We start from the raw sequence: 24,359 nt of genomic DNA, 5'->3' as shown, positions 1-24,359 counted from the left end.
TTATATATATTATTATAAATAATACAATAATTTAATACTAAATTTAATTAAAAAATAAAAATTAAATTTTATATATTTGTACTAAATCTTGTAAAAAATGGTTTTAACTGTTTTTTACTATTTAAATGGGAAATAGTATGAAAATATTATAAAAGTGATATAAAAAACGATTATATTTATAAATTTTTTTTCATTTTATATGATATAATTGTAACAAATAAAAAAAATTAAACAAATGAGACACAAAGGAGTTAAAAATGACAAATAATCTTAGAAAATTGCAAAAGGATCTGTGTTCCTTTGCAAAAAGATGTAAAAATTTTAAATATACTGATTCTGCACTAATTACGTTTCTAATAACAGGCACATTCCTTTCTACAAATAATTCATTTTCAGAAACAGAAGATTCAGATCTAAAAATTCAAAGACAAACAATTTCAATATCAATTAAGGATATTCATAAAAATTTGAAAAAAACAAAAATGGAAAATGACAAGTTATTGAAAAATACAAATCTGGAACTCATTCAGCTTATGGAACAAGGGGAGCATGTGGTAAAATCTCCGTGGAGTAACTGGCAATATGGTGTAAATTATTTTAGTAACAATTGGAATAGGACTTTTAAAGGACGTGGAGACAAGGAATATTACAGAGGTATATTCACTAGAAGTAATAATATTTTTCAAAGAAGCATTCACACATCAAGTACACATTATTCAAGTCTAGCTACAGGAAATGATTCTACACAAGCAAGCTCCAACCTAAATGGAAAAAATGTTTTACACTTTGGAACAACTGATTTACGAATGGTAGAGGAACCAATAGTAGAAGTGGAAGTGTCAGCGGGAGTAAAGCCAAGACAGCCAAAGAAAATGGAACCATTAACAATAGGAATAAATCATAATTTGAATTTTTCAGTACCAGAACTTCCAGATTTTGAAGTTCCAGATGAAAAAGTAATAACAGGAAAAACTACTCCTAGTAGTGGAGATGAAATTCCTAATTTTGGAGCAGGTGTTCTTAATAGTAAAAATTTAACCCCTAGAGTAGTAACAGGACCACAAGCAAAGGATGAAACTATTGCTCCAATACAAAATACAGATATTTCCAATGGTAAGATAGATATTACTTTTGACGGGAAAATTAAGACTGTAGGTGGTAACAAAGAAATTGATGAAGAAAACAGTACAATGCAGTATAATACTCAGGGAGTAAATTTTGTAGGAAAAACTAGAGGAACAACAAATTTTACTTACTCAAATCATACTCATAATTCCCAAAAGTTTAAATATAAAAATTATGCTTCAATTATTAACTATGTTATGGGACATAATGATTTTAGTATTAATAATACTACAATTACAGTGGGAGGAAAAAATTCTGCACTTTTGAGAAGTGCTATTTCAATAGAAGGTGATTATTTTTCTACTGGAGCTTCTGCACCTAATAAAATAACAACTTTAACCATAGGAGAAAATACTAAAATATTTCAAAAAACTAATGGGAGTACAATTCTTTTTAATACATTCAAAGGAAGATATGGGAATTTAGTTAATAAAGGAACGATAGAAGTAACAGGGAAAAAAGGTAGTGCAATAGATTTTTTATATCCAGATAACCCTCCAGAAAATCTTCATCCTATTGTTGAAAATGCTACAACAGGTAAAATTATTGGAGGTGGACATTTACCGACAACAGAAGAAGATTATTTAAAAATTAAAAGAGGAGAATTTGTAGGGGATGGTGGGAATGTTGGACTTGTGCGTAAGATTGCAGGTGGAAATACTAAAAGTGGATATCATTTTATTCAAAATGGAATTTTTGAATTAAGAGGATATAGACAATTTGGTTTCTTCACAAGCAATAGTCAAGGAACAGAAATTTATGAGTTTAATAAACCTATAAAACTTTTAGGAAAAGATGGCTATGGAATGACATTCTATAATATAGGAAAGAATTTTTATACTGAAGGAACTATTGTAAATAAAGGTTCTTATGAAATTATGGCTCCTAGGGGAGAAGCAGGATATAATCCGAATAATGTAAAAAAATCTATTTTCCGTATTCATATGTCGGGTGAGGAGAATACAGCCTTATATTTTGCACAAGCAAGGACTAATTATAGCTTAGATAGCCATAAAAATTTTAATATTGATAGTGTTGATATTATTTCAGAGAATGCTAAAAATAATACATTGATTAGATTAGAAAGAGTAGACAATTTTAACCTAGGTGGAAATGGACAGTATCATAACCTATTGATGAAAAATGAAAAAGGTTGGAAAAGTCGTTTGATTACTGCACATGATTCCACTAATGTTAAAATTCATGAAAAGATGGAAATGGGTGTTTTTAATTCAGATAATGTTATAGGGATAACAATTCAAAATAGCAAAAGGGCGGATTCTAATTTGACTAATAGAGGAAAATTAGTAATGACTGGAAATATAAGCACAAAATCCATAAATGATATGAAACCAGAAGATTTGACAGAAGCTGGAAAAGGAATGAGAGGATTTTTGTCAAATAATAAGGCAACTTTAACAAATCATGGAGATTTTTTATTCTATGGAGGACATTATAAAGGATATGCTGAATATTATGGAGATGATCCTAATGATTCAACTAAAGTGAAGTTTTTTAGCAAATATCTTGAAAGAGGTTCTTATGGAATGAATGCTAAATATGGAGGAAAGATTATATCAGATGGAGTGACATATATCCGTGTTAAAGATAAAAAATCTGTAGGCTTGTTTTCAAGTCAGGCAAAGGATAATATAAGTCCTGAAATTACAATATCTAATGCTAAAGTTATAGCAGAAGATGGAGCTATCAATGCTGTTGCCAATAAGTCAGGAATAATTAATTTTGGAGATAATAATGTCTTATTTACAAAAAAGAATGCTCTTACATTTTTGACAGGTTATGAAAATGGAGTAGCTGATGGAAAATTTAATATTCAAGGAAACCTTAGAGCAGAAATAGAAAAAGATGGAACAGCTTTTTACTATAAATTGCCAGATAGTGGAAACTTTGATTTTGTAAGCTGGTATAATGCAAACTTTAATCATAGTGCCGGTAAGAAATTAACTTTAAATATGAGAGAAGGAGGAAGAGTGTTACTTCTTGCTAATGGAAAAGTTAATTTAACGTCTCTTCCAAGTATGGATTTTGGTTCAGGGGCGTTAAGCAGTTTAGCTGGGAAATTGGAAATTACAGGTTCTTTAAACTATATTCCATATTCTTTAATTGAAAGTAATTTAAAAGTTGATAGAGATGTTGATTTAGATTCAAATACAGATTCATATAATAAAATGCAAATTACCCAATCTTCTATTGTAAATGAAAAAACAATAGCAGGAACGAAATTGGAACAGGTTGCAATAGCACAGGAAAATGGAAGTACAAAAAATGCTGATAAAGTTTCTTTGACTAATAAAGGAAATATCCAATTGACAGGGGATAAATCAACTGGAATATATGGAAAAAGAGGAATACTTTTAAATGATAGCACAGGAAAAATATCAGTTGGGAAAAAATCAGCTGCTATGTATCTGTTAGAAGATAATGAAGCTACAACAACAGGAGGAAAGGCAAGCAATCTTGGGGATATTTCATTGGGTAAAGGTTCTATTGGGATTTATTACAGTGATAAAGATAAGGATGGAAATGTCTTTACAGGTTCTAATGCAAATACTATTGGAGGAGTATATAATTTAAAAAATATTTTATCTTCTTCTAAAAATACAATAGGAATGTATTTTAACAGTGATAATGTGGCAGCAACAAATAATAAGAAATATATAAATGAATCAGCAGGACTTATTCAGTTATCAGGAGAACATTCAATAGGGATGTTTGCAGAAGGAAATGGAAATTATTTAACTGAAAATAAAGGAAGAATTGTTTTAGGAAATGCTTCTTCTTTAATAAATGCAAATATAGGAATATTTTCTAAAAATGAAAAAACACTTATTCAAAATAGTGGAAATGTTACAGGTGGGAAAAATACAGTAGGATTGTATGGGTATCAAATTACCACTACAAATACTTCTAAAATTACTGTCGGAGATTCGGGAATAGGAGTTTATTCAAGTAAAGGTAATTTAGACTTGGATGGAGATTTAAAAATTGGAGCTAAAGAAGCTAAGGGAGTATATTTAGTAGGAAACTCTGCACAAAATGTAGCATATAAATTTTCTAATGTTACTCTTGGTGATGATTCTTTTGGACTTGTAAATATCGGGAAAAATAAAACAATTACTTCCACAGTGAATCAGGTAACTTTAAATAATAGAAATATGTTTATGTATTCGGAAGATAATTCTGGAAGCATAATAAACTATACTGCATTAAGAAGTAATGGGGATCAAAACTATGGAATTTATTCATCAGGGACTGCAACTAACTATGGAAGTATTGATTTTAGAAATGGAAAAGGAAATGTGGGGCTATACAGTACAAATAAAGACAGGGTTGTAAAAAATGCCGGTAATATTTATGTAGGTGCTTCACAGCCGAGAGAAAATTACTCCATCGGTATGGCAGGAGGATACTATAACACTGACACTAAAACTCTTGTAAATATAGGAAACATAGAAAACACAGGTAATATTGAAGTGCATGGAGAACATGGAATAGGAATGTATGCCACAGGTTATGGTTCTAAAGCTGTAAATAGGGGACATATTAAATTGATAGGTGCACGCTCCATTGGAATGTATTTAGATCAGCATGCCACAGGAGAAAATTATGGTACTATCGAAGCAACGGTTGATGCAATAGGGGCAGTGGGAGCAGTTGCCATGAATGGAGCCAGATTTAAAAACTATGGTCAAATAAAATTATTGCCAGCAGCAGGAAGTATCGGAACTTATAGCGGAAAAGATTCAATTACTGAAGATAATGCAACTTCAGGAGGACAAACAGGAACAGTTAAAGCAGGAACTAAGCATTACAGCAGAACAGCAAGTAACGAAACAAAAAAGACAGTAGTTGATGAAACAGGAAATCCTACTGTAAAAATTGAAACTAAGAAAAATCCAACGAAAGTAGAAATAAATGGAAAAGTTGTATCACCAACAAAAGTTGATACTAATTCAGCAACAAATCCAGATTATCTTTCAGTAAATCCTGGAGAAAAAAGTATAGAAGATAAATTTACAACAAATAGAAAAAATAATGGAAAAATAGATTCTATCGGAATGTATGTAGATACTTCGGGAGTAAATTATACTAATCCTATTCAAAATTTGAATTTATTAAGTCCTAAAATAAAAGTGGATTTAATTTTTGGAATAGAAGCAGCAGAGTATACAAATGCAAAAGTAATTCAAATAGGAGAAAAGATTTTAAAACCATATAATGATGCAATGTCGCAAGCAACAGGGAAGAAATGGCAAATATATTCTGCCTCTTTAACTTGGACAGCGACAGCAAAAATGAATTTAGATGGAATGGAAAATGCAATTATGGCAAAAATTCCTTATACAAATTTTATAAAGAAATCAGACTCATATAGCTATCCTTTCACAGATGGACTGGAACAAAGATACGGAGTCGAAGCATTAGGAAGCAGAGAAAACCAAGTATTCCAAAAATTAAATGGTATAGGAAAGAATGAATCAATTTTATTAGCACAGGCCTTTGATGAAATGAAAGGAAAACAATATGCCAATGTGCAGCAAAGAATCAACGCAACAGGAAGTTTACTGGACAAAGAGTTTAAATATCTAAAACACGACTGGAGAAATCCATCTAAACAAAACAATAAAATCAAAGTGTTTGGTATGAAAGATGAATATAATACTAATACAGCAGGAATCATTGACTATACAAGCAATGCTTATGGTGTAGCCTATGTTCATGAGGATGAAAAAATCAAGATGGGTAACTCAAGTGGATGGTATGCAGGTACTGTAACAAACAGATTTAAATTTAAAGACATCGGAAAATCGAAAGAAAACCAAACAATACTTAAAGCTGGAATATTCAAAACAATGTCACCAAAAGCTGATCATAATGGAGCATTGCAATGGACAATCGGTGGAGATGTATTTGTGGGAATTAATGATATGAAACGTAAATTCCTGGTTGTAGATGATATTTTTGAAGCAAAATCTGACTATCATTCTTATGGTGCTGCATTAAAAACAGATTTAGGATACGATGTAAGATTAAGTGAGAGAACGCATTTCCGTCCTTATGGAGCCTTGAAGATGGAATATGGCAGATTTAATGACATAAAAGAAGATTCAGGACAGATAAGATTAGAGGTAAAAGGAAACGACTACTTTTCAGTTAAGCCTGAAGTTGGAATGGAATTCAAATATGTGCAACCACTTGCAGTAAGAACAAACTTGACAGTAGGACTTACAGTTGTCTATGAAAATGAGTTGGGAAAAGTTGGAGATGTAAACAACAGGGCAAGAGTGAGATATACGACAGCAGACTGGTTTAGAATCAGAGGTGAAAAGGATGACAGAAAAGGAAATGGTAAATTTGATTTGAACATTGGAGTGGATAACATAAAATTTGGAGTAACGGTAAATGGTGGTTATGATACTAAAGGTAAGAATGTGAGGGGTGGAATAGGATTTAGGGCTATTTACTAATTCTGATTATTAATTTAGATAATTTGAATCAAAAATTTACTAAAAAAATAAAGAGCAGTGAGATTTGAAGTTTCACTGTTCTTTTTTAGATATAAAGCTATTTTATTTAAACCTTGATATTGTCGAATATTATTTTCCATTTAAATAGTAGAAATAAATTCATGAAATTAAAGCTTTTTTTAGTTCAAGTTAAGAAAATTGGGTATTGCAAAGATTAATAAATTATTCTTCTTCCCAACTTTTCGCCTTCTCAACAGCCTTTTTCCAGCATTTGTAATATTTTTTCCTCATTTCTTCGGATAAGTTTGGTGAAAATTCTTTATTTAATTGCCAGTTCTTTTGAATTTCTTCTTTATTTTTCCAGAATCCAACGGCAAGTCCAGCTAAATAGGCAGCACCTAATGCAGTTGTTTCAGTGATTTCAGGACGTAAAACTTTTGTATTTAAAATATCGCTTTGGAATTGCATCAGGAAATTATTTGCTGTTGCACCACCATCGACTTTTAGCGAATTTATTTCAATACCTGAATCTTCTTTCATTGCGTTTATCAAGTCTTTGGACTGGTAGGCGATGGATTCGAGGGCAGCACGAATTATGTGGTTTTTATTAGATCCACGGGTAAGCCCAACAATTGTGCCACGGGCGTACATATCCCAGTATGGCGAGCCTAATCCAACAAATGCTGGAACTAGATAAACGCCACCATTATCATTTACCTGCTGTGCAAAATATTCTGTATCAGAAGCCTTGTCAAAAAATTTTAATTCATCACGAAGCCACTGGATAACAGCTCCACCAATAAAAATACTCCCTTCCAGAGCGTACTCCACTTTTCCATCAATTCCAATAGCAATCGTTGTAAGTAATCCATTATTTGATTTTATACATTTGTTTCCTGTATTCATAAGCATAAAGCAGCCTGTTCCGTAAGTATTCTTTATATCTCCGGCATGAAATCCAGCCTGTCCAAATAATGCCGCCTGCTGATCTCCAGCGATACCTGAAATTGGAATGGAAGTACCGTTTTCTTCGCCAATTGTAATTCCCATTCTTGTTTTGCCGTAAACTTCACTTGAATTTCTAACTTCTGGAAGCATACTTTCTGGAATATTAAGCTCCTTTAAAATTTTTTTGTCCCATTCTAAATTTTTTATGTTAAAAAGCATAGTTCTGGAAGCATTTGTAAAATCAGTAACATGCACCTTTCCACCAGTTAATTTCCATACAAGCCAAGTATCAATCGTTCCAAAAAGCAGTTCCCCATTTTCAGCTTTTTCTCTTGCACCTTTTACGTTATCAAGAATCCATTTTAGTTTTGTTCCTGAAAAATAAGCATCAATTATCAGTCCAGTATTTTCTTTTACATAATCTTCAAGTCCACGTTTTTTCAATTCTTCACAAATTTCAGCTGTTCGTCTACATTGCCAGACAATTGCGTTATAAACAGGTTCACCAGTATTTTTATCCCACACGATTACAGTTTCCCTTTGATTTGTAATTCCGATTGCCGCTACATCCTTTAGGGAAATTCCAGATTGTGCGATAACTTCTGTAAGCACGGAACGCTGGCTTGCCCATATTTCCATAGCGTTATGCTCAACCCACCCCGGCTGTGGGAAAATCTGCGTAAATTCCTTTTGAGCTTTCCCGATGATGTTCAGATTTTTGTCAAAAATAATTGCACGTGAGCTAGTTGTTCCCTGATCTAGAGCTATTATATATTTTTTTTGTTTATTCATAAAAGCCTCCTTATAATAAATTATATCTTGAGAAGTATATTTGTCAAATTTTTAATTTGTAAAATGATGGAATCTGTGATATAATATAAAATATAGCAAAAATTACTAAATTTTTTAAATACAAGGAGGAAAAAGTGAACAAAAAGAAAATTAACACAATCGTTGGCTCAATAGGAGCATTTATAGGTATATTTGTATTTATAACATATATTCCTCAAATTATTGCTAATATAGGTGGAGAAAAAGCACAGCCATGGCAACCACTTACTGCCTCAGTTTCCTGTTTAATATGGGTAATTTACGGATGGACTAAAGAACCTAAAAAAGATTATATTTTAATTGTGCCAAATGCGGCAGGAGTAATATTAGGATTTTTGACTTTCATTACCGCTATTTAGATAAATAATAAAAAAATTACGAATAAGATATTGTTTAAATTTTAAGTTAATTTTAAAAAGGCTGTAAAAATCAGTCTTTTTTTGTTGCCGTTTTAAAGTTGAACGTGATAGAATTATTCAAATTTTAGATTTATTTTGATATTTCAATTTGATTTTGAGAGGATTAAAGTAAGTATAAAAATAGGTTTTTAAAATTATTTTTTCTTTAATTTTTCACGTATTTAGGGTATAATAGACACATAAAATAATGTAAAATTTATTTAGGAGAAAAATGAAAAATAAAATAAATGTACTTGGTTTGGGGCCGGGAAATTTGGACTATACTTTGCCAGTTGTACTAAAAGAAATTGCAAAATCGGATATAATAATTGGCGGAAAACGACACATCGAAAGTCTTGGAAAATATGCTGAAAATAAGGAATATTGCTATATAAAGGCTGACTTGCAAAGAGTTCTGGATTTTATTGAAGAAAATCGAAATAAAAAAATATCATTGATACTGTCTGGCGACACGGGCTTTTACAGCATGCTCACATTTATGAGAAAACATTTTGAAGCAGAAGAACTTAATGTAATACCTGGAATTTCTTCGATCCAGTATATGTTTGCCAGAATTTCTGAATATTGGAATGATGCTTTTGTATCAAGTGTTCACGGCCGAGAAGTTGAGTATGTTCAAAAATTGCGTGAATTTGGAAAAATCGGACTTTTAACAGATAACAAAAATACGCCGCAGAGGATAGCGGAAATACTGATTGAAAATGGAATGGGAGAGGCTATTATTTTTGTTGGTGAAAATCTGTCTTATGAAAATGAGAAGATTTTAGAACTTTCAGCAAAAGAAATGGTAAAGATTGAGGAGAAATTTGAGATGAATGTAGTTGTGATTTATTGGGACGAGAAGAAATAGTGAGTGAAAAAAATAAAAAAATAAATTTTTTCAATAATAAAGTCAAATTTATGAAAAAAGAAAGAAGTGAATAATATGAAAAAAATAATTTTAGGTTTATTTGTATTGCTAAGTTTATCAACTTTTACGCAGGAAAAATATCAAGTGGAAATAGAGCCATCTGCAAAAATATCTCAAAATGTTGTTCAGAGCTATAATTCTCAAATTGAAAAGGAAGTTAGTAAAATATATTCAAAAGAAGAAATGTTTGGAATTATGAATAAAATGATGAACGGAGCTTCTGTTCAAGGGAAAAATGAGGGAAATGACTTAAAAGAATTAATGAATGGTTTTTTTGGAGAAGACTATATTTCTAAAATGATGGATATGATGTTTAAATATTATAAAATTGAAATAGAAAAGATAAATTATATTTCTGAAAATAAAGCGTATGTAAAAGTTAAATTGGGAATTCCTATTAATATGGATGAAATAAAAAGCATGGGCAGTATTGATAAAATGCTAGAAAAAGCCGAGGAGAGTTCTAAAAAACTTGAGGCGGCCTTTAAGAAAAGAACAGGAAAAACAATGGAAGAATATACAAAGTCAATTTCAGAAAAAGATGAAAAAGCAATGAAAAAATATTTTAAAATAATGGGCGAAATTCAAATGGAAATTATGGATGAAGAAATGGCTAAAATGACGAAAAACGGGAAATATGTGGGAAGAAAAGAAATTTTAGAGGCTAACAAGAAGAATGGAAAATGGATGATTGAAAATCCGAATTTTGGGTATTGATTAAATAGAAATAAAATTATTTGTTGAAAGGAAAATAGTAAATTATGCTTGGAAAAATGGAAAAGATGCACAAAGAATTTGAAAAATTTATGAAAAAACGCTTACAAGGAAGGAATGACTGAAAAAGAAATAGAACAATTAATAAATGAATTTCAAGAACAATATGATGAAAACTTTCTGAGAAAAGAAGAATTTAGTGAAAATGAAAAAGAAATTGTGTACGACTATTTAGATTTGGCATTTGAGGCGGATACTGATAGCGAAAGAGTAAAATATGCAAAAAAAGTATTAAAATTGGATAAAGATAATTTGGATGCTGAATATTTAATAGCTAGTGCAACTTCAGCAGATTCACTTGAAATGTTAAAGAAATTGGAAAAAGTAATGAAGCACGGGAATGAAATAATGGAAAGAGAAAAATACTTTGATGAAGAAAATATTGGACATTTCTGGGGAATTTTTGAAACTCGTCCATATATGAGAATAAAGTGTAGCTACGCAAATACTTTAGTGGAAAATGGAATGATGAAAAAAGCCATTAAAGAATATGAAGAGATTTTAAAGTTAAATGAAAACGATAATATGGGAGTACGATTTAGACTAATGTCACTTTATGCTTTTTTTGAAGATGAAGAAAATGCTTTAAAACTTTATAAAAAATACGGTGGGCATGATGAAGTACAAATATTGCTTCCACTTTCAGTTCTTTATTTTAAAAAAGGAGAATCCGCTAAAGCGGCGAATTATTTGAAAAAAATTGAAAAAAATGTGAAAGGAATAAAAAAATTCTTTAAAGATATAATGAATGATAGAGGTGACATTTATCTTAACCAAATAAGTGATATGAGATACAGACGTTTTACAACCGATGAACTTATGTTCTCGTTATCAGATAATGAATATTTGTTTGGAACGAGCATGTATGTTTTCTGGGCTTACAGTAAATTAGGGGAAAAAACTGGGGCAAAATCGAAAAAAGTTGTGAAGTTGAAGAAATAATTTGAACGAGTGATAAACGGGATGTAAGAAAGGAGGAAAAACTATGATAATAAAATTTAAAAATTTAGGAAAAGGAATTTTGAAGAGTAAAAAAATATGAAAAATTATATTTTAGATTTAATAAAAGAAATGACTAAAATTATAAAGTTTAAGAATAATGAAGAAAAATCTTTAAAGAATAAAAATTATACTTTGAAAAATGAGATTTTTGAAAAAAAATTGATAAATAATAGTGAGAATAAGAAAAAAGATAGTTTTTATAGTAAAGAAGATAATATAATAGATGTTACGAACTTTAAAAAAGAAAAGATAGACTATACTGAATTTAGAAATGAAAATATAAAGATTGTTAATAATTGGAAATCTAAATTAGGTAGGATGGAATACTATCGTTTTAGTGAATTAAAAGTTCCTTTTTTAAGAGAAAAAATTTTAGATCTTTATAATAAAATATGTGAAATTTCAAATGTTGAATTGGAAAATAAAAATAAGATATTAGTCAAAGAAATTGCAAAATTTGAAGGAAAAAATTATATTTTTAGAGGAGAAACTTTTAAGAATATTTTTTATGGAGCAATACGAATAATAAATAGTAAATATAGAGGAAATGAAATAGATATAAATAATTATTATTTTAAAGATTTTTGGGATATTTTAGAAGAAGATACAAGTAAAGTTGTAATAGATGAAATAAATAAATATTTAGAAAAATTGCCTAGATTAAATAATGAAATTATTGAATATTACAATTTAACACCAAATGGTTTGCCTTATAGATATTGGGATAAAGATGGAAAATTTAGAGAAGAATATAATTTGTCAGAGTTAGAAAAAAGAATATTGGAAAGGACTAGTTTTAGGCAAACTAAAATTTGGAATAATTATGAAGCTAAGAAGCAAATGATTCTTTTATATTTGGATGAATGGAAAATTATAGAAGAAAGAGTAAAAACTGAAGAAAAACTAAAAAAGAAAAGTAAAAAAATTATAAATGCTATTTTAAATTTACAAGATTATGGTTATTTTGAATATAATGAAATAGAAGGATTATACGCAATTTTAAAAATAGTTGAAAACAAGATTAGAAGCTTTATACCAAATTACAAAATACTTGAAACAGAAAAAGAATTAGAAAGTATAAAAAAATTTTTTCCTAAATCAATGTTAAATGAATTATTAGAAAATATTGAAAATTTTAAGTTATCCAAAGAAAAAATTGAATCAATTATAACTTATGAGATAAAAAACTATCCTAAAGATTGGAAATTAAAATTAGGATACATAGAATTATTCAATGAGAAAAAAATAAATTTAATAATAAGATTTAATAATGATGAGAATTTGGAAAAAATAATAAAAGAATTACTGAAAAAAGAAAAAAATAGTGACTATAAATTATTTTATTTATTTCTATTGAATAGAAATAGAGAATTGAAAAAAACTGAAGTAAAAATGTTAGAAAAAATAATATCTGCTGATAGATTTCAAGATTATAAAAAACTATTAGACAAAGATAATGAAATAACTCAAAAAATATACGAGGAATTAAAATTATTAAAGTTTCAGAAAATGAAAAAAATAGATTTGAATTTAGAAAAAGTAAAAGTGACAAAAGAGAAATTTGCTGAAACAGTTAATATTTTAGAAGAATATTTAAAAGAAGAAAATGAAGAAGATGATATTGGTAAAATTTATAATGAAGAACAAAAAGATATAGTTGTTGAGAATAAAGAAGAAGAAAAAATAGAAAATTTTCAAGATAATAAAATAAAAGAAATATTGAAAATAATAATAGAAACTCAAAAAATGGAAGAAAGTGATTTAAAAAATTATGCTAAAGAAAAAAATATGTCATTAAATGCTTATATAGATTTTATAAATAAAGAAGTGTATGATGTTGTTAATGATCAGGTAGTAATTTTTGAAAATAATAAGGTGAAAATAGATGAATTTTATATTGATGATATGAAGGAGTGGCTGAAAGAAAATGGTTAAAATAAATTTGAAAGAAGCAGATAGTGTAATTAAGGCAATAGAAGGAGGGATAACTCCTAGAAGAGGAATACAGCATTTATTAGTTGGAAGAAATAATGAAGTTCAAGAAATAGTAAAAATATTGGATAAAATAAGCGAAGGAGACAGTGAAATAAAATTTTGGGTGGGAGATTTTGGTTCAGGAAAGAGTTTTATGTTAAGAACAATAGAATCTATTGCTTTACAAAAGAATTTTGCTGTTTCTACAGTTGACTTGAATCCTACAAGAAGATTTTATTCAACAGACGGGAAATCAAAGGCTCTTTACAGTGAAATAATAGATAATATAGTAGTTCAGACTGCTCAAAATGGAAGAGCTATAAATACAATAATAGAAACTTGGATAGAAAAAGTTAAGAATCAAATTGTAAATAATAAAAATTTGAGAATAGAAGAACTGAATGAAAATCCACAATTTATTGAAAAAGAAATACTAAATTTAACTTCTTCGTTTACAACATCATCAATATCTTATGAGTTTGGACAAGCAATTATTCAATATTATAGAGGAATATTAAAAGATGACTATGAGAAAAAGGAAAAAGCTTTAAGATGGCTTCGAGGAAATATTGAAACGAAAACCGAAGCAAAAAGAGAATTAGGAATTGGGAAGATAATCAATGATGATAACTGGTATGAGGCCTTGAAAACATTTGGAGAATTAATTTTAGATATGGGATACTCGGGTTTTGTAGTTAATTTTGATGAATTAGTTAATTTATACAAGATACCTCAATCACAAACTAGAGAAAAAAATTATGAAAAGATATTGAATATTTTTAATGAATGTAAATCTAATAAGGCGAGGGGAATGTTTATAAATTTTGGTGCAACTAAAAAAACAGTATATGATAAAGTTAGAGGAATGTCAAGTTATGAAGCATTAAAAGGGAGATTAGGAACAGAAAATGATGATTTATCAAATTTAATTAATACGAAGAAATCTGTATTATTATTAAAACCTTTGAGCAATGAAGAGATATTTATTCTTTTAGAAAGACTGAGAGATATTTACAATGTAAATTATAAAACTTCTATAGAACTAGATACAAACGAAATAAAATTATATATGGAAGGAAAATTAAATCTTCCAGGAGCAGATGAATTTTTAACACCAAGAGCAGTAATAAAGGATTATATCGAAATTTTAGATTTAATAAGACAGAATCCAAATGAAAAAGTAATAGCAATAATAGAAGCAAAATTAGGAAAAATGAATAAAGTGGAAAAGGATGAAAATAATCTTGATGATGAAATAGAGGTATTTTAATGGATATTTATAATATGTTAAAAAAAGAAATCAGAAGATACATTTATGATCAAAATTGGCAACAATTTACTAAAATACAAACTCATTCTATAAAACTTTATAACGAAAGTAAAGACAATTTAATTTTAATTGCACCTACGGCCTCAGGAAAAACAGAAGCGGCTTTTTTACCTGCAATTAACAGTATTAAAAATTGGGAAGAAGGTGTAAAAATAGTATATATCTCTCCATTAATTGCATTAATTAATGATCAGTTTAATCGAATTTCAGAATTATGTAAATATATGGAAATAACTGTTACTAGATGGCATGGAGAAGCTTCACAAAGTAAAAAAAGGAGTATCTTAAAAAATCCAAAAGGAATACTATTAATAACTCCTGAAAGTTTGGAAGCATTATTTGTAACAAAATCAGATAGAGTGAAAAAGTTATTTTACAGTATTGAAAATATAATTGTAGATGAGATTCATAGTTTTATTGGTTCTAATCGAGGAATTCAGCTTAAATCTTTACTGGAGAGAATGAACTCGTATATAGAAAATAATAATCCTAGGATTATTGGAATGTCTGCAACAGTATCAGAAGAAAATTATTCAGACTTAAAAGAAATTTTTCAAAATGAAAGAACAACAAAAATAATTAGAGATAAAGGAAGAAATGAACTAAAAATAGATTATAATTTTTATTCTGATGAAACAGAAGCATTAAATAAGATTTATGAATATTCTAAAACTGAAACAATGTTAGTTTTTCCGAACACAAGACAAAATGTAGAAATGATAGCGGCAAATCTGAAGAAAAAAGCTCAAAAAGAAAAAATTAATATAAGTTATTTTTCTCATCATGCTTCAGTAAGCAAAAACATAAGGACAATGGTAGAAAATTTTGCTAAAGAATTTAATAAAAATTTATTTACAATATGTTGTACATCAACACTTGAATTGGGTATAGATATAGGAGCTGTTGATAGCATAGTTCAATACAATGCTCCTTATTCGGTGTCATCATTAGCTCAAAGATTAGGTAGGAGTGGAAGAAGAATAGGAATAAATAATTTGCATTTTATTTCAGATGAAAAATGGAATTTATTGCAAGGATTGGCAGCGATTTCAATTTATGAAAAAGGAAAAGTTGATAAAATAGATGTTGTGAAAAAACCTTATGATGTAATGGCTCATCAAATATTATCTTTAATAGTTGAAAAGAGTGAAATAAATTTATCAGAATTTAAAAAATTGAGAGAAAAATATCAAACTTGGAAAAATATTGAATACGAAGAGTTTTCAAATATATGTAATTATCTTTTGAAAGAGAAATATATTGAAATATTGGACAATAATGTTATCGCAGGAATTAATCTTGAGAAATTGTTAAAAAAAGCAGAGTTTTACACTCAATTTAAAGTAGAGGATATGTATTCAGTATACAATAATCAAAATAAAGTAGGGGAACTTCCACTAGGTATAAGAGTAAATATAGATGATAATATATATTTGGCCGCAGGAATTTGGAAAATAAAAAAAGTAGATGAAAAGGTAAAGAAAATATTTGTAAAAAAGGCAACAGATGGGAAAGCACCTAGATTTTTGGGAGAAGAGGGAGAAATTACTGATGAATTAAGAAAAGAAATGAAGGAAATTTTATTCGATAAAAAAAATTGGGAAAAATATTCTGAAAAAATAAGAAAAAATTTGGAAATTATTTCAAAAAATCTTATTTTAAAACAAAAAATTTATTTTTATTTAGATAAAAATAGAAAAGATATAAAAACATTTAGAAGTACTAAAATAGACAGAACTTTGATGATATTATTATTGATTTTTTTAGATTTAAAAGATTTTAGGGAATTAAATGATACAATTCAATCAAATGATAATGTTATAGAAGAAGCTATAAACAATATTATAAAAAGTGGGATAAATGAAACACAAATTGTGAATTTTTTTGAAAATGATATAAAAGAGTCAAGGAAGTTAGAAAAAATAAGTTTAGTAGATGCTTACTTAAGTTCAAATAAATATATGCTTTTAGTACCAGATAATTTAAAAATTAAATATGTTATAGATAATAAACTTGATGTTCAAGGTGTTAAAAATTTTTTAGAAATTAGAAAATGATAGGTAAATGTATAAAATATTTTAAAGTAAATAATTGAAAAATAATTGTCAAAAATTTCAAAATATAGTACAATTATTAGGTAAAAATAGGAAATACATATGCTTTAAATTTTAAAAATTATTTTATTCATTAATAATTAGGAGAATAGAATTGTGAAATGAATTGAAGTAGTAATTTGCATTATGTACTGTTAAAACAACGGAGTTTAGTTACAGATTTGTAAAATGAATAAAAAATCAAAATTATAAATACTGAAAAATGAAGGAGAAAAAATAATGATTAAGGAATATAATCCTAATGAAATTGAAAAAAAATGGCAAGACAAATGGGCACAAAAAGATGTTTTTAAATCGGAAAATAAGATTGAGGGGAAAGAGAATTATTATGTGCTTGAGATGTTTGCGTATCCGTCAGGGAAATTACATGTTGGACATTTGAGAAATTATGCGATTGGTGATGCGATTGCTAGATATAAGAAGATGAAAGGGTTTAATGTGTTGCATCCGTTTGGATGGGATAGTTTTGGGTTACCTGCGGAAAATGCGGCGATTGATCATGGGGCTCATCCTGGGAAATGGACTAAAGCGAATATTGACAATATGAGAAGACAGATGAAGCTTATGGGACTTTCTTATGACTGGAACAGGGAACTTAGCACTTATACTCCAGAATACTATAAGTGGAATCAGAAGTTTTTTATTGAAATGTATAAAAAAGGGCTTGTTTACAAGAAAAAATCTTATGTAAACTGGTGTCCTGACTGTAATACAGTGCTTGCGAATGAGCAGGTTGAAGGTGGAAAATGTTGGCGTCACAGTAAAACTGACGTAATTCAAAAGGAACTTTCACAATGGTATTTCAAAATTACAGAATATGCAGAAGAATTACTGCAAGGGCATGAAGAACTTAGAGGACATTGGCCAGAGCAAGTATTGACAATGCAGAAAAACTGGATTGGAAAATCAACAGGATCTGAAGTTGACTTTATTTTAGATTATAAATTTGAAAATGATGGAAATTCACATTTAAAATTGAATGACAAGGGAGAAGTTGTAATTTCTGTGTTTACGACAAGGCCTGACACGCTTTATGGGGTTACGTATGCAACTGTTGCACCAGAACATCCGTTGGTTGAGGAAGTTATTCTGAAAGAAAATCCTTCGATAAGAGAAGCTGTTGAAAGAATGATAAATGAAGATAAAATTGCACGTACAGCGGAAGATAAGGAAAAAGAAGGAGTATTTTCTGGATTGTATGTGATTAATCCTGTGAATGGTGAAAAAGTGCAGTTATGGATTGCAAATTATGTGTTAATGGATTATGGGACTGGAGCAGTAATGGCAGTGCCGGCACATGATGAAAGAGATTTTCAGTTTTCTAAAAAATATAATTTAGATTTGCAAATTGTTGTAAATCCTGTTGATAAAAATGGTAATTTGGAAGAAGTTTCTGTTGAAAAAATGGAAAATGCGTTGACAAATTCTGGAGTATTAGTAAATTCAGAAGAATTTAATGGATTAAATAGTAATGAAGCAAAAGAGAAAATTACTGAAAAATTGGAAAAAATTGGACTTGGTAAGAAAACTGTGAATTATAGACTTCATGACTGGTTGATTAGTAGACAAAGATATTGGGGAACTCCGATTCCTGTGATTTATGATGAAGATGAAAATATTTACTTGGAAGAGGAAGCAAACTTGCCTGTGAAACTACCTACAGATATTGAGTTTAGCGGAAAAGGAAATCCGCTTGAAACTTCTGAGGAATTTAAAAATGTAATTTTGCCAAATGGGAAAAAAGGTAGAAGAGAAACTGACACAATGGATACTTTCGTTGATTCTTCATGGTATTACTTGAGATATTTGGATTCTCACAATGATAAAGAGCCGTTTAAAAAGGAAGATGCAGATAACTGGACACCAGTTCATCAATATATAGGTGGAATTGAGCATGCAGTAATGCACTTGCTTTATGCAAGATTTTTCCACAAATCATTAAGAGATTTAGGATATGTTGACACAAATGAGCCATTTAAGCGTTTATTGACACAAGGAATGGTTTTAGGGCCTTCTTATTATTCTCAAAATGAAAGAAGATACTTGTTCCCAAGAGAAGTAGAGATGAAGGATGGAAAACCTGTTTCTAAGGAAACTGGAGAAGAATTGGCAACAAAAGTTGAAAAAATGAGTAAATCTAAAAACAACGGAGTAGATCCTGAAGAAATCGTGAAGGAATATGGAGCTGACTCTTCAAGAGTCTTCACATTATTTGCTGCACCGCCTGAAAAAGAATTGGAATGGAATATGAATGGACTTGCAGGGGCTTACAGATTCATAAACAGACTTTATCTGTTAATTTCATCAACAGCTGATTTTGCTGATAAAAATGCATCAAAGGAAGATAATTATGGAATTAATTTAGATGCGAGAAGTGAAAAAGATAAGGAAATTCAGAAAAAATTACATCAGACTGTAAAAAAAGTTACAGACAGCATTGAGGACGATTTCCACTTTAACACAGCAATCGCCGCAATAATGGAACTTCTAAACGATATGACAACTTACAAGCAAAATGTAATTGATAAAAATGATATTTCATCAGAAAGTAAAAAAGTATGGCATGAAGTTCTTGAAAAAGTGATTTTACTAATTGCACCTTTTGCACCGCACGTGGCGGATGAATTATGGAGTGATTTAGGAAATACAACTCTTACTTTTGAGGAAGAATGGCCAACATTTGATGAAAAATTAACTGTGGAAAACAACTTTAACTTGGTTTTACAAGTAAATGGAAAAGTTAGGGATATGATTCCTGCACAAATTGGAATTTCAAAAGATGATGCTGAAAAATTAGCATTTTCTTCGGAAAAAGTTCAGAAATTTACTGATGAGAAGGAAGTTGTTAAGGTAATTGTTGTGCCTAATAAGCTGGTTAATATTGTTGTAAAGGGATAAATGGAAAAAGAGGAGAAAATAAAATGGCTAAAATCGCAGTAACTGGAGTGACAGGGAATTTAGGTGGAATGGTTTCAAGATTATGCAAAGAAAATGGCATAAAAGTGAGAAACTTGGCTAGAAATAAGGAAAAAGCTGAAAAAATGGGATTTTCTGATGTTTTTAAATCAAGTTACGACAAGTCAGAAGATACTATAAAATCGCTTGAAGGAATTGATGTGCTTTTTATGGTGTCGGGTTCAGAAAATCCTAATCGTATTCAGCAGCATAAGGATTTTATTGATGTGGCTAAAATAGCAGGAGTTTCGCACATTATTTATCTTTCGTTTTATAATGCTTCAAAAAATTCTGTATTCACGTTGGCTAGGGATCATTTTGCAACAGAAGAGTATATTAAGGAAAATGGTTTCAAATATACATTTTTGAGGGATAATTTTTATGCGGATTTCTTTGTAAATCTATATAGAGAATATGGAGAAATAAAAGGGCCTGCTGGAAATGGGAAAGTTTCGGTTGTGGTACGTTCGGATGTGTCAGAAGTGGCTGCTAAAATTTTGGAAAATCCAGAAAAATGGGAAAATCAGGCTTTGAATATGACAGGGCCTGAGGAATTGACTATGGAGGAAATTACAAAACTTGTAAGTAAATATTTAGGTAAAGAAATTAAGTATATTCCTGAAACAGTAGATGAGGCTTATGAGTCACGTAAAATCTGGAAAGCCGAACAATGGGAATACGATTCGTGGGTTTCAACTTATACGGCAATCGCTGAAGGTGAACAAGCTGGAATTTCAAATGATATTGAAAAAGTTTTGGGACGTAAGGCGACTTCATTGATGGAATATTTGAAACAATTGTAGTTAAAAAAATAATAAAATAATTTAATAAATTTTTGCAATTTATACTATTCCTTGTTTAAGTAGCAGAATTGTTATAAATCTTGAATAACATACTATTTTTAGTAAAGGATTGATTCAGTTTTGGATAAATAAACATTATTTTTTAAATGGAATTTTAGTATTAATTTGACAAATCAAACTACGTAAATAGATAATGAAAAGTCGGCATTAAAGCTGGCTTTTTATTGTATTTAAGAAGGAGGTTAAAATGACATTGCAACAGTTAAAGTATGTAGTTACAGTCGCTGAAAAAGGAACATTAAGTGATGCGGCAAAAGAGCTGTTTATTTCACAGCCAGCATTGACTAAAGCTATAAAAGAGCTGGAAGATGAAATGAATATAACTATTTTTAACAGAACAAATAAGGGAGTAATTGTTTCTCTTGAGGGAGATAGGTTTCTTGGGTATGCAAGGCAGGTTCTAGAGCAGACAAATTTGATGGAGGAAGAGTATAAGAAGGGGAATAAGATAACTCGGAGATTTTCGGTATCAACTCAGCATTATTCCTTTGCAGTGAATGCTTTTGTGGATGTGATTAAGAAGTTTGGAGAGAATAAGTATGATTTTACGCTTCGGGAAACGCAGACTAATGAGATTATTGAGGATGTGAGCAAGAGGAAAAGTGAGATTGGAATTTTGTACACTTCGGGAGCGAATAAAACTGTGATTGAGAAAATGATAAAAAGAAATAACTTGAAATTTGTCGAACTGTTTACAGCAAAACCACATGTTTTCATCAGCTTTAATCATCCGTTAGCAAAAAAGGAAAGCATTAGCCTTGAGGATTTGAAGGAATATCCATATTTGTCGTTTGAACAGGGAGATTATAATTCTTTTTATTTTTCAGAAGAAATATTGAGTACACTTGACAGGGATAAAAATATAAAAGTGAGAGACAGAGCGACTTTGTTTAATTTGGCAGTTGGGCTTAATGGGTATACGGTAAGTACAGGAATAATCAGTAAAGAGCTGAATGGGGAAAATATTATTGCAAAACCACTGGAAGTGGACGAGTATATGAAAGTTGGAATTATAATGCAGAAAAATATTGAACTGAGTGTTTATGGGAAAGTTTATGTTGAGGCTTTGAAGGAGCATTTGAAATATACAGAAATTCCATAAATTTAAATAGATTGTTATAAACTAAAGTTATAACAAACTGAAAAATAAATATATTTTACAGAAATTAAATATTTGTATATAATAATTTCATCAAAAATAGTTAGTAATATTAAATTAGAATTTTAAAATTGAAAGGTGTTATGCTGATATAATTTTATAAACTTTTGAAAAGGACAGATATTACTATAATAAAGGAGATGAGATTATGAAAACAGCAATTGTTGGATACCCTAGAATTGGGGAAAATAGAGAATTAAAATTTGCAATAGAAAAATATTGGAGAAATGAAATTACAGAAAATGAACTTTTGAAAATAGCGAAAGAGCTTAGAAAAAATCAATGGTTAAAACAGAAGGAAGAGAAAATTTCATTTATTTCAGGAAATACATTTTCATTTTATGATGGAATATTGGATACAATAATTTTATTGAATGCGATTCCAAAGCATTATAGAGATTTAGGGTTAAATGAACTGAATACATATTTTGCAATTGCTAGAGGTTATCAAGGGGAAAAAGGAGATGTAAAGGCTCTTTCAATGAGAAAATGGTATAACACAAATTATCATTATATAGTGCCTGAACTGGATGATTATGCAGAAATTAAGTTAAATTCAGATAAAATATTTAATGAACTTGAGGAAGCTGAGAAATTAGGAGTGAATACTCATCCGTCAGTGATTGGACCATTTACATTTTATAAATTGGCTAAAACAACTGGAAATAAAGATAAAAAAGATTATTTAGATGATATTGTCAATGCTTATGTAGAATTGTTGAGAAAGTGTAACAAAAAAAATATCGAGTGGATTCAAATTGAAGAACCGCAATTGGTAACAGATCAGACAGAGGAAGATATTAATTTGTTTGAAGAAATTTATATGGAGATTTTGAAAAATAAGAAAGATGTAAAAGTATTACTTCAAACATATTTTGGAGATGTGAGAGATTGCTACAAGACAATAACAGAACTTGATTTTGATGGGATAGGTCTTGATTTTGCTGAGGGAAGACAAACTGAGAAATTAATAGCTGAAAAGGGATTTCCAAAAGATAAAGTTTTATTTGCAGGAGTTGTAAATGGGAAAAATATTTGGAAATGTGACTATAAAAAAGTTTTAAATATATTGAATAATTTAAAGGAAAAGGTTAAAAATGTAGTAATAACGACATCTTGTTCATTGCTTCATGTGCCTTATACTTTGAGAAATGAAAAAAAATTATCAGAAAATATATTAAGACATTTCTCGTTTGCTGAGGAAAAATTATCAGAATTAAAAGAATTGGGAGAATTGAGTCAAATTCTTTGGGAAAGTTCATTGGAAAAAGCACAGGAAAATGAATTTTATATAAAAAATCAGGAAATCATAACTTCTGAAAGAGGCATGGAAGACAAGGAAGTCAGGGATAAAGTTGAAAAATTGACGGATAATGATTTTGTAAGAAAAGGTACAAGAAAGGAAAGACAGATAATACAAAGAGAAAAGTTGAATATTCCTTTACTTGCAACAACTACAATAGGATCTTTTCCACAGACAAAGGAAGTGAAGCTAAATAGAAGTAAATTTAGAAAAGGCGAAATTAATAAGGAAGAATATGATAAAAATGTATTCAGTTTCATAAAAGAATGTATTGAATTACAGGAAGAAATAGGGCTTGATGTGCTTGTGCATGGAGAATATGAAAGAAATGACATGGTTGAATTTTTTGGAGAAAATCTGGCAGGATATATATTTACAGAAAAAGCGTGGGTTCAGTCTTATGGAACAAGATGTGTAAAACCGCCAATAATTTTTGGAGATGTGAAAAGAACTAAACCAATTTCAGTTCTATATTCAGAATATGCTCAAAAATTAACTGAAAAACCTGTTAAAGGAATGCTTACAGGGCCTGTAACAATACTAAACTGGTCATTCCCAAGAGAAGATATTTCATTAAGCGAAATGGCATTTCAAATTGGACTTGCCATACGAGAAGAAGTATTGGATTTAGAAAAAGCAGGAATAAAAATAATTCAGATAGATGAAGCTGCACTTAGGGAAAAATTACCGTTAAGAAAAGAAGATTGGCATAAGGAATATCTTGATTGGGGATTGAAGGCATTTAGACTTTGCCATAGCGGAGTAAAAGTGGATACACAGATTCATACACATATGTGCTACAGCCAGTTTGAAGACATAATAAAAGATATTGATAATATGGATGCTGATGTTATAACTTTTGAAGCCTCAAGATCAAAATTGACAATTCTCGATTTCTTGAAAGAAAATAATTTTGAAACAGAAGTAGGGCCTGGAGTTTACGATATTCATTCTCCTAGAGTACCTTCAGTTGAAGAAATTGTAGTAGCTTTGGAAATAATGATTGAAAAAATTGGAAAAGAAAAATTATGGGTAAATCCTGATTGCGGATTAAAGACAAGAGGAATTGTAGAAACGGTAAAAAGTTTGGAAAATCTTGTGAAAGCTACGGAAATTGTGAAAAGCAGATTATAAAAGTGTTGCCAAGTATACTTTTAACAGAA

The 24,359-nt window shown here is 29.5% G+C and carries 13 protein-coding genes; 12 read left to right on the top strand and 1 reads right to left on the bottom strand.

The features are described from left to right. Positions 1 to 257: 257 nt before the first annotated feature. Positions 258 to 6,614, top strand: coding sequence for an autotransporter-associated N-terminal domain-containing protein (locus tag K324_RS0102155; RefSeq protein WP_026747700.1), 6,357 nt, complete (start codon positions 258 to 260; stop codon positions 6,612 to 6,614). A gap of 222 nt (positions 6,615 to 6,836) precedes the next feature. Here the strand turns inward: K324_RS0102155 and glpK are convergent, their stop codons facing one another. Continuing rightward, positions 6,837 to 8,354: a glycerol kinase GlpK gene (glpK, locus tag K324_RS0102150; protein ID WP_026747699.1), complete on the bottom strand. Its 1,518-nt coding sequence runs from the start codon at positions 8,352 to 8,354 to the stop codon at positions 6,837 to 6,839. A gap of 134 nt (positions 8,355 to 8,488) precedes the next feature. Here glpK and K324_RS0102145 point away from each other — a divergent pair, with 134 nt between their 5' ends. The 11 genes from K324_RS0102145 (at position 8,489) to metE (ending at position 24,330) form a co-directional block, all read left to right on the top strand. After that, positions 8,489 to 8,752, top strand: a complete 264-nt coding sequence (locus K324_RS0102145) for a SemiSWEET family transporter (RefSeq protein WP_026747698.1) — start codon at positions 8,489 to 8,491, stop codon at positions 8,750 to 8,752. A gap of 271 nt (positions 8,753 to 9,023) precedes the next feature. Beyond that, positions 9,024 to 9,662, top strand: a complete 639-nt coding sequence (gene cbiE / locus K324_RS0102140) for a precorrin-6y C5,15-methyltransferase (decarboxylating) subunit CbiE (protein ID WP_026747697.1) — start codon at positions 9,024 to 9,026, stop codon at positions 9,660 to 9,662. Positions 9,663 to 9,737: 75 nt separating this feature from the next. Continuing rightward, complete coding sequence (locus K324_RS0102130) at positions 9,738 to 10,439, top strand: hypothetical protein (protein ID WP_026747696.1); 702 nt, start codon at positions 9,738 to 9,740, stop codon at positions 10,437 to 10,439. A gap of 114 nt (positions 10,440 to 10,553) precedes the next feature. Continuing rightward, positions 10,554 to 11,438, top strand: a complete 885-nt coding sequence (locus K324_RS14150; protein ID WP_051354372.1) for a tetratricopeptide repeat protein — start codon at positions 10,554 to 10,556, stop codon at positions 11,436 to 11,438. 96 nt (positions 11,439 to 11,534) lie between these two features. After that, on the top strand, positions 11,535 to 13,433 hold the full coding sequence (locus K324_RS0102120; RefSeq protein ID WP_026747695.1) for a tellurite resistance TerB C-terminal domain-containing protein: 1,899 nt from the start codon (positions 11,535 to 11,537) through the stop codon (positions 13,431 to 13,433). Then, positions 13,426 to 14,742: an ATP-binding protein gene (locus K324_RS0102115; RefSeq protein WP_026747694.1), complete on the top strand. Its 1,317-nt coding sequence runs from the start codon at positions 13,426 to 13,428 to the stop codon at positions 14,740 to 14,742. The genes K324_RS0102120 and K324_RS0102115 overlap by 8 nt, the downstream gene beginning before the upstream one ends. After that, positions 14,742 to 16,859, top strand: a complete 2,118-nt coding sequence (locus K324_RS0102110) for a DEAD/DEAH box helicase (protein WP_026747693.1) — start codon at positions 14,742 to 14,744, stop codon at positions 16,857 to 16,859. Before K324_RS0102115 ends, K324_RS0102110 begins: the two co-directional genes overlap by 1 nt. A gap of 276 nt (positions 16,860 to 17,135) precedes the next feature. After that, positions 17,136 to 19,814: a leucine--tRNA ligase gene (gene leuS / locus K324_RS0102105; protein ID WP_084533524.1), complete on the top strand. Its 2,679-nt coding sequence runs from the start codon at positions 17,136 to 17,138 to the stop codon at positions 19,812 to 19,814. Between the two features lie 23 nt (positions 19,815 to 19,837). Continuing rightward, positions 19,838 to 20,674: an SDR family oxidoreductase gene (locus K324_RS0102100; protein WP_026747691.1), complete on the top strand. Its 837-nt coding sequence runs from the start codon at positions 19,838 to 19,840 to the stop codon at positions 20,672 to 20,674. A gap of 247 nt (positions 20,675 to 20,921) precedes the next feature. Next, entirely contained in the window at positions 20,922 to 21,836 is a 915-nt protein-coding gene (locus tag K324_RS0102095; RefSeq protein ID WP_026747690.1) for a LysR family transcriptional regulator, read from the top strand. A gap of 205 nt (positions 21,837 to 22,041) precedes the next feature. Next, positions 22,042 to 24,330, top strand: a complete 2,289-nt coding sequence (gene metE / locus K324_RS0102090) for a 5-methyltetrahydropteroyltriglutamate--homocysteine S-methyltransferase (RefSeq protein WP_026747689.1) — start codon at positions 22,042 to 22,044, stop codon at positions 24,328 to 24,330. The last annotated feature ends 29 nt before the right edge of the window (positions 24,331 to 24,359 follow it).

The sequence above is a fragment of the Leptotrichia trevisanii DSM 22070 genome, from assembly GCF_000482505.1.
In the GTDB taxonomy this organism is placed as follows: domain Bacteria; phylum Fusobacteriota; class Fusobacteriia; order Fusobacteriales; family Leptotrichiaceae; genus Leptotrichia; species Leptotrichia trevisanii.
Note: the sequence above shows the minus strand (reverse complement) of the source record. Positions and strands in the feature narration are given on the sequence as shown.

Excerpts from the sequence above, each read along its gene's own strand:
- K324_RS0102155 (WP_026747700.1), top strand. The coding sequence starts at position 258 with ATGACAAATAATCTTAGAAAATTGCAAAAGGATCTGTGTTCCTTTGCA.
- glpK (WP_026747699.1), bottom strand. The coding sequence starts at position 8,354 with ATGAATAAACAAAAAAAATATATAATAGCTCTAGATCAGGGAACAACT.
- cbiE (WP_026747697.1), top strand. The coding sequence starts at position 9,024 with ATGAAAAATAAAATAAATGTACTTGGTTTGGGGCCGGGAAATTTGGAC.
- K324_RS0102130 (WP_026747696.1), top strand. The coding sequence starts at position 9,738 with ATGAAAAAAATAATTTTAGGTTTATTTGTATTGCTAAGTTTATCAACT.
- K324_RS14150 (WP_051354372.1), top strand. The coding sequence starts at position 10,554 with ATGACTGAAAAAGAAATAGAACAATTAATAAATGAATTTCAAGAACAA.
- K324_RS0102120 (WP_026747695.1), top strand. The coding sequence starts at position 11,535 with ATGAAAAATTATATTTTAGATTTAATAAAAGAAATGACTAAAATTATA.
- K324_RS0102115 (WP_026747694.1), top strand. The coding sequence starts at position 13,426 with ATGGTTAAAATAAATTTGAAAGAAGCAGATAGTGTAATTAAGGCAATA.
- K324_RS0102110 (WP_026747693.1), top strand. The coding sequence starts at position 14,742 with ATGGATATTTATAATATGTTAAAAAAAGAAATCAGAAGATACATTTAT.
- leuS (WP_084533524.1), top strand. The coding sequence starts at position 17,136 with ATGATTAAGGAATATAATCCTAATGAAATTGAAAAAAAATGGCAAGAC.
- K324_RS0102100 (WP_026747691.1), top strand. The coding sequence starts at position 19,838 with ATGGCTAAAATCGCAGTAACTGGAGTGACAGGGAATTTAGGTGGAATG.
- K324_RS0102095 (WP_026747690.1), top strand. The coding sequence starts at position 20,922 with ATGACATTGCAACAGTTAAAGTATGTAGTTACAGTCGCTGAAAAAGGA.
- metE (WP_026747689.1), top strand. The coding sequence starts at position 22,042 with ATGAAAACAGCAATTGTTGGATACCCTAGAATTGGGGAAAATAGAGAA.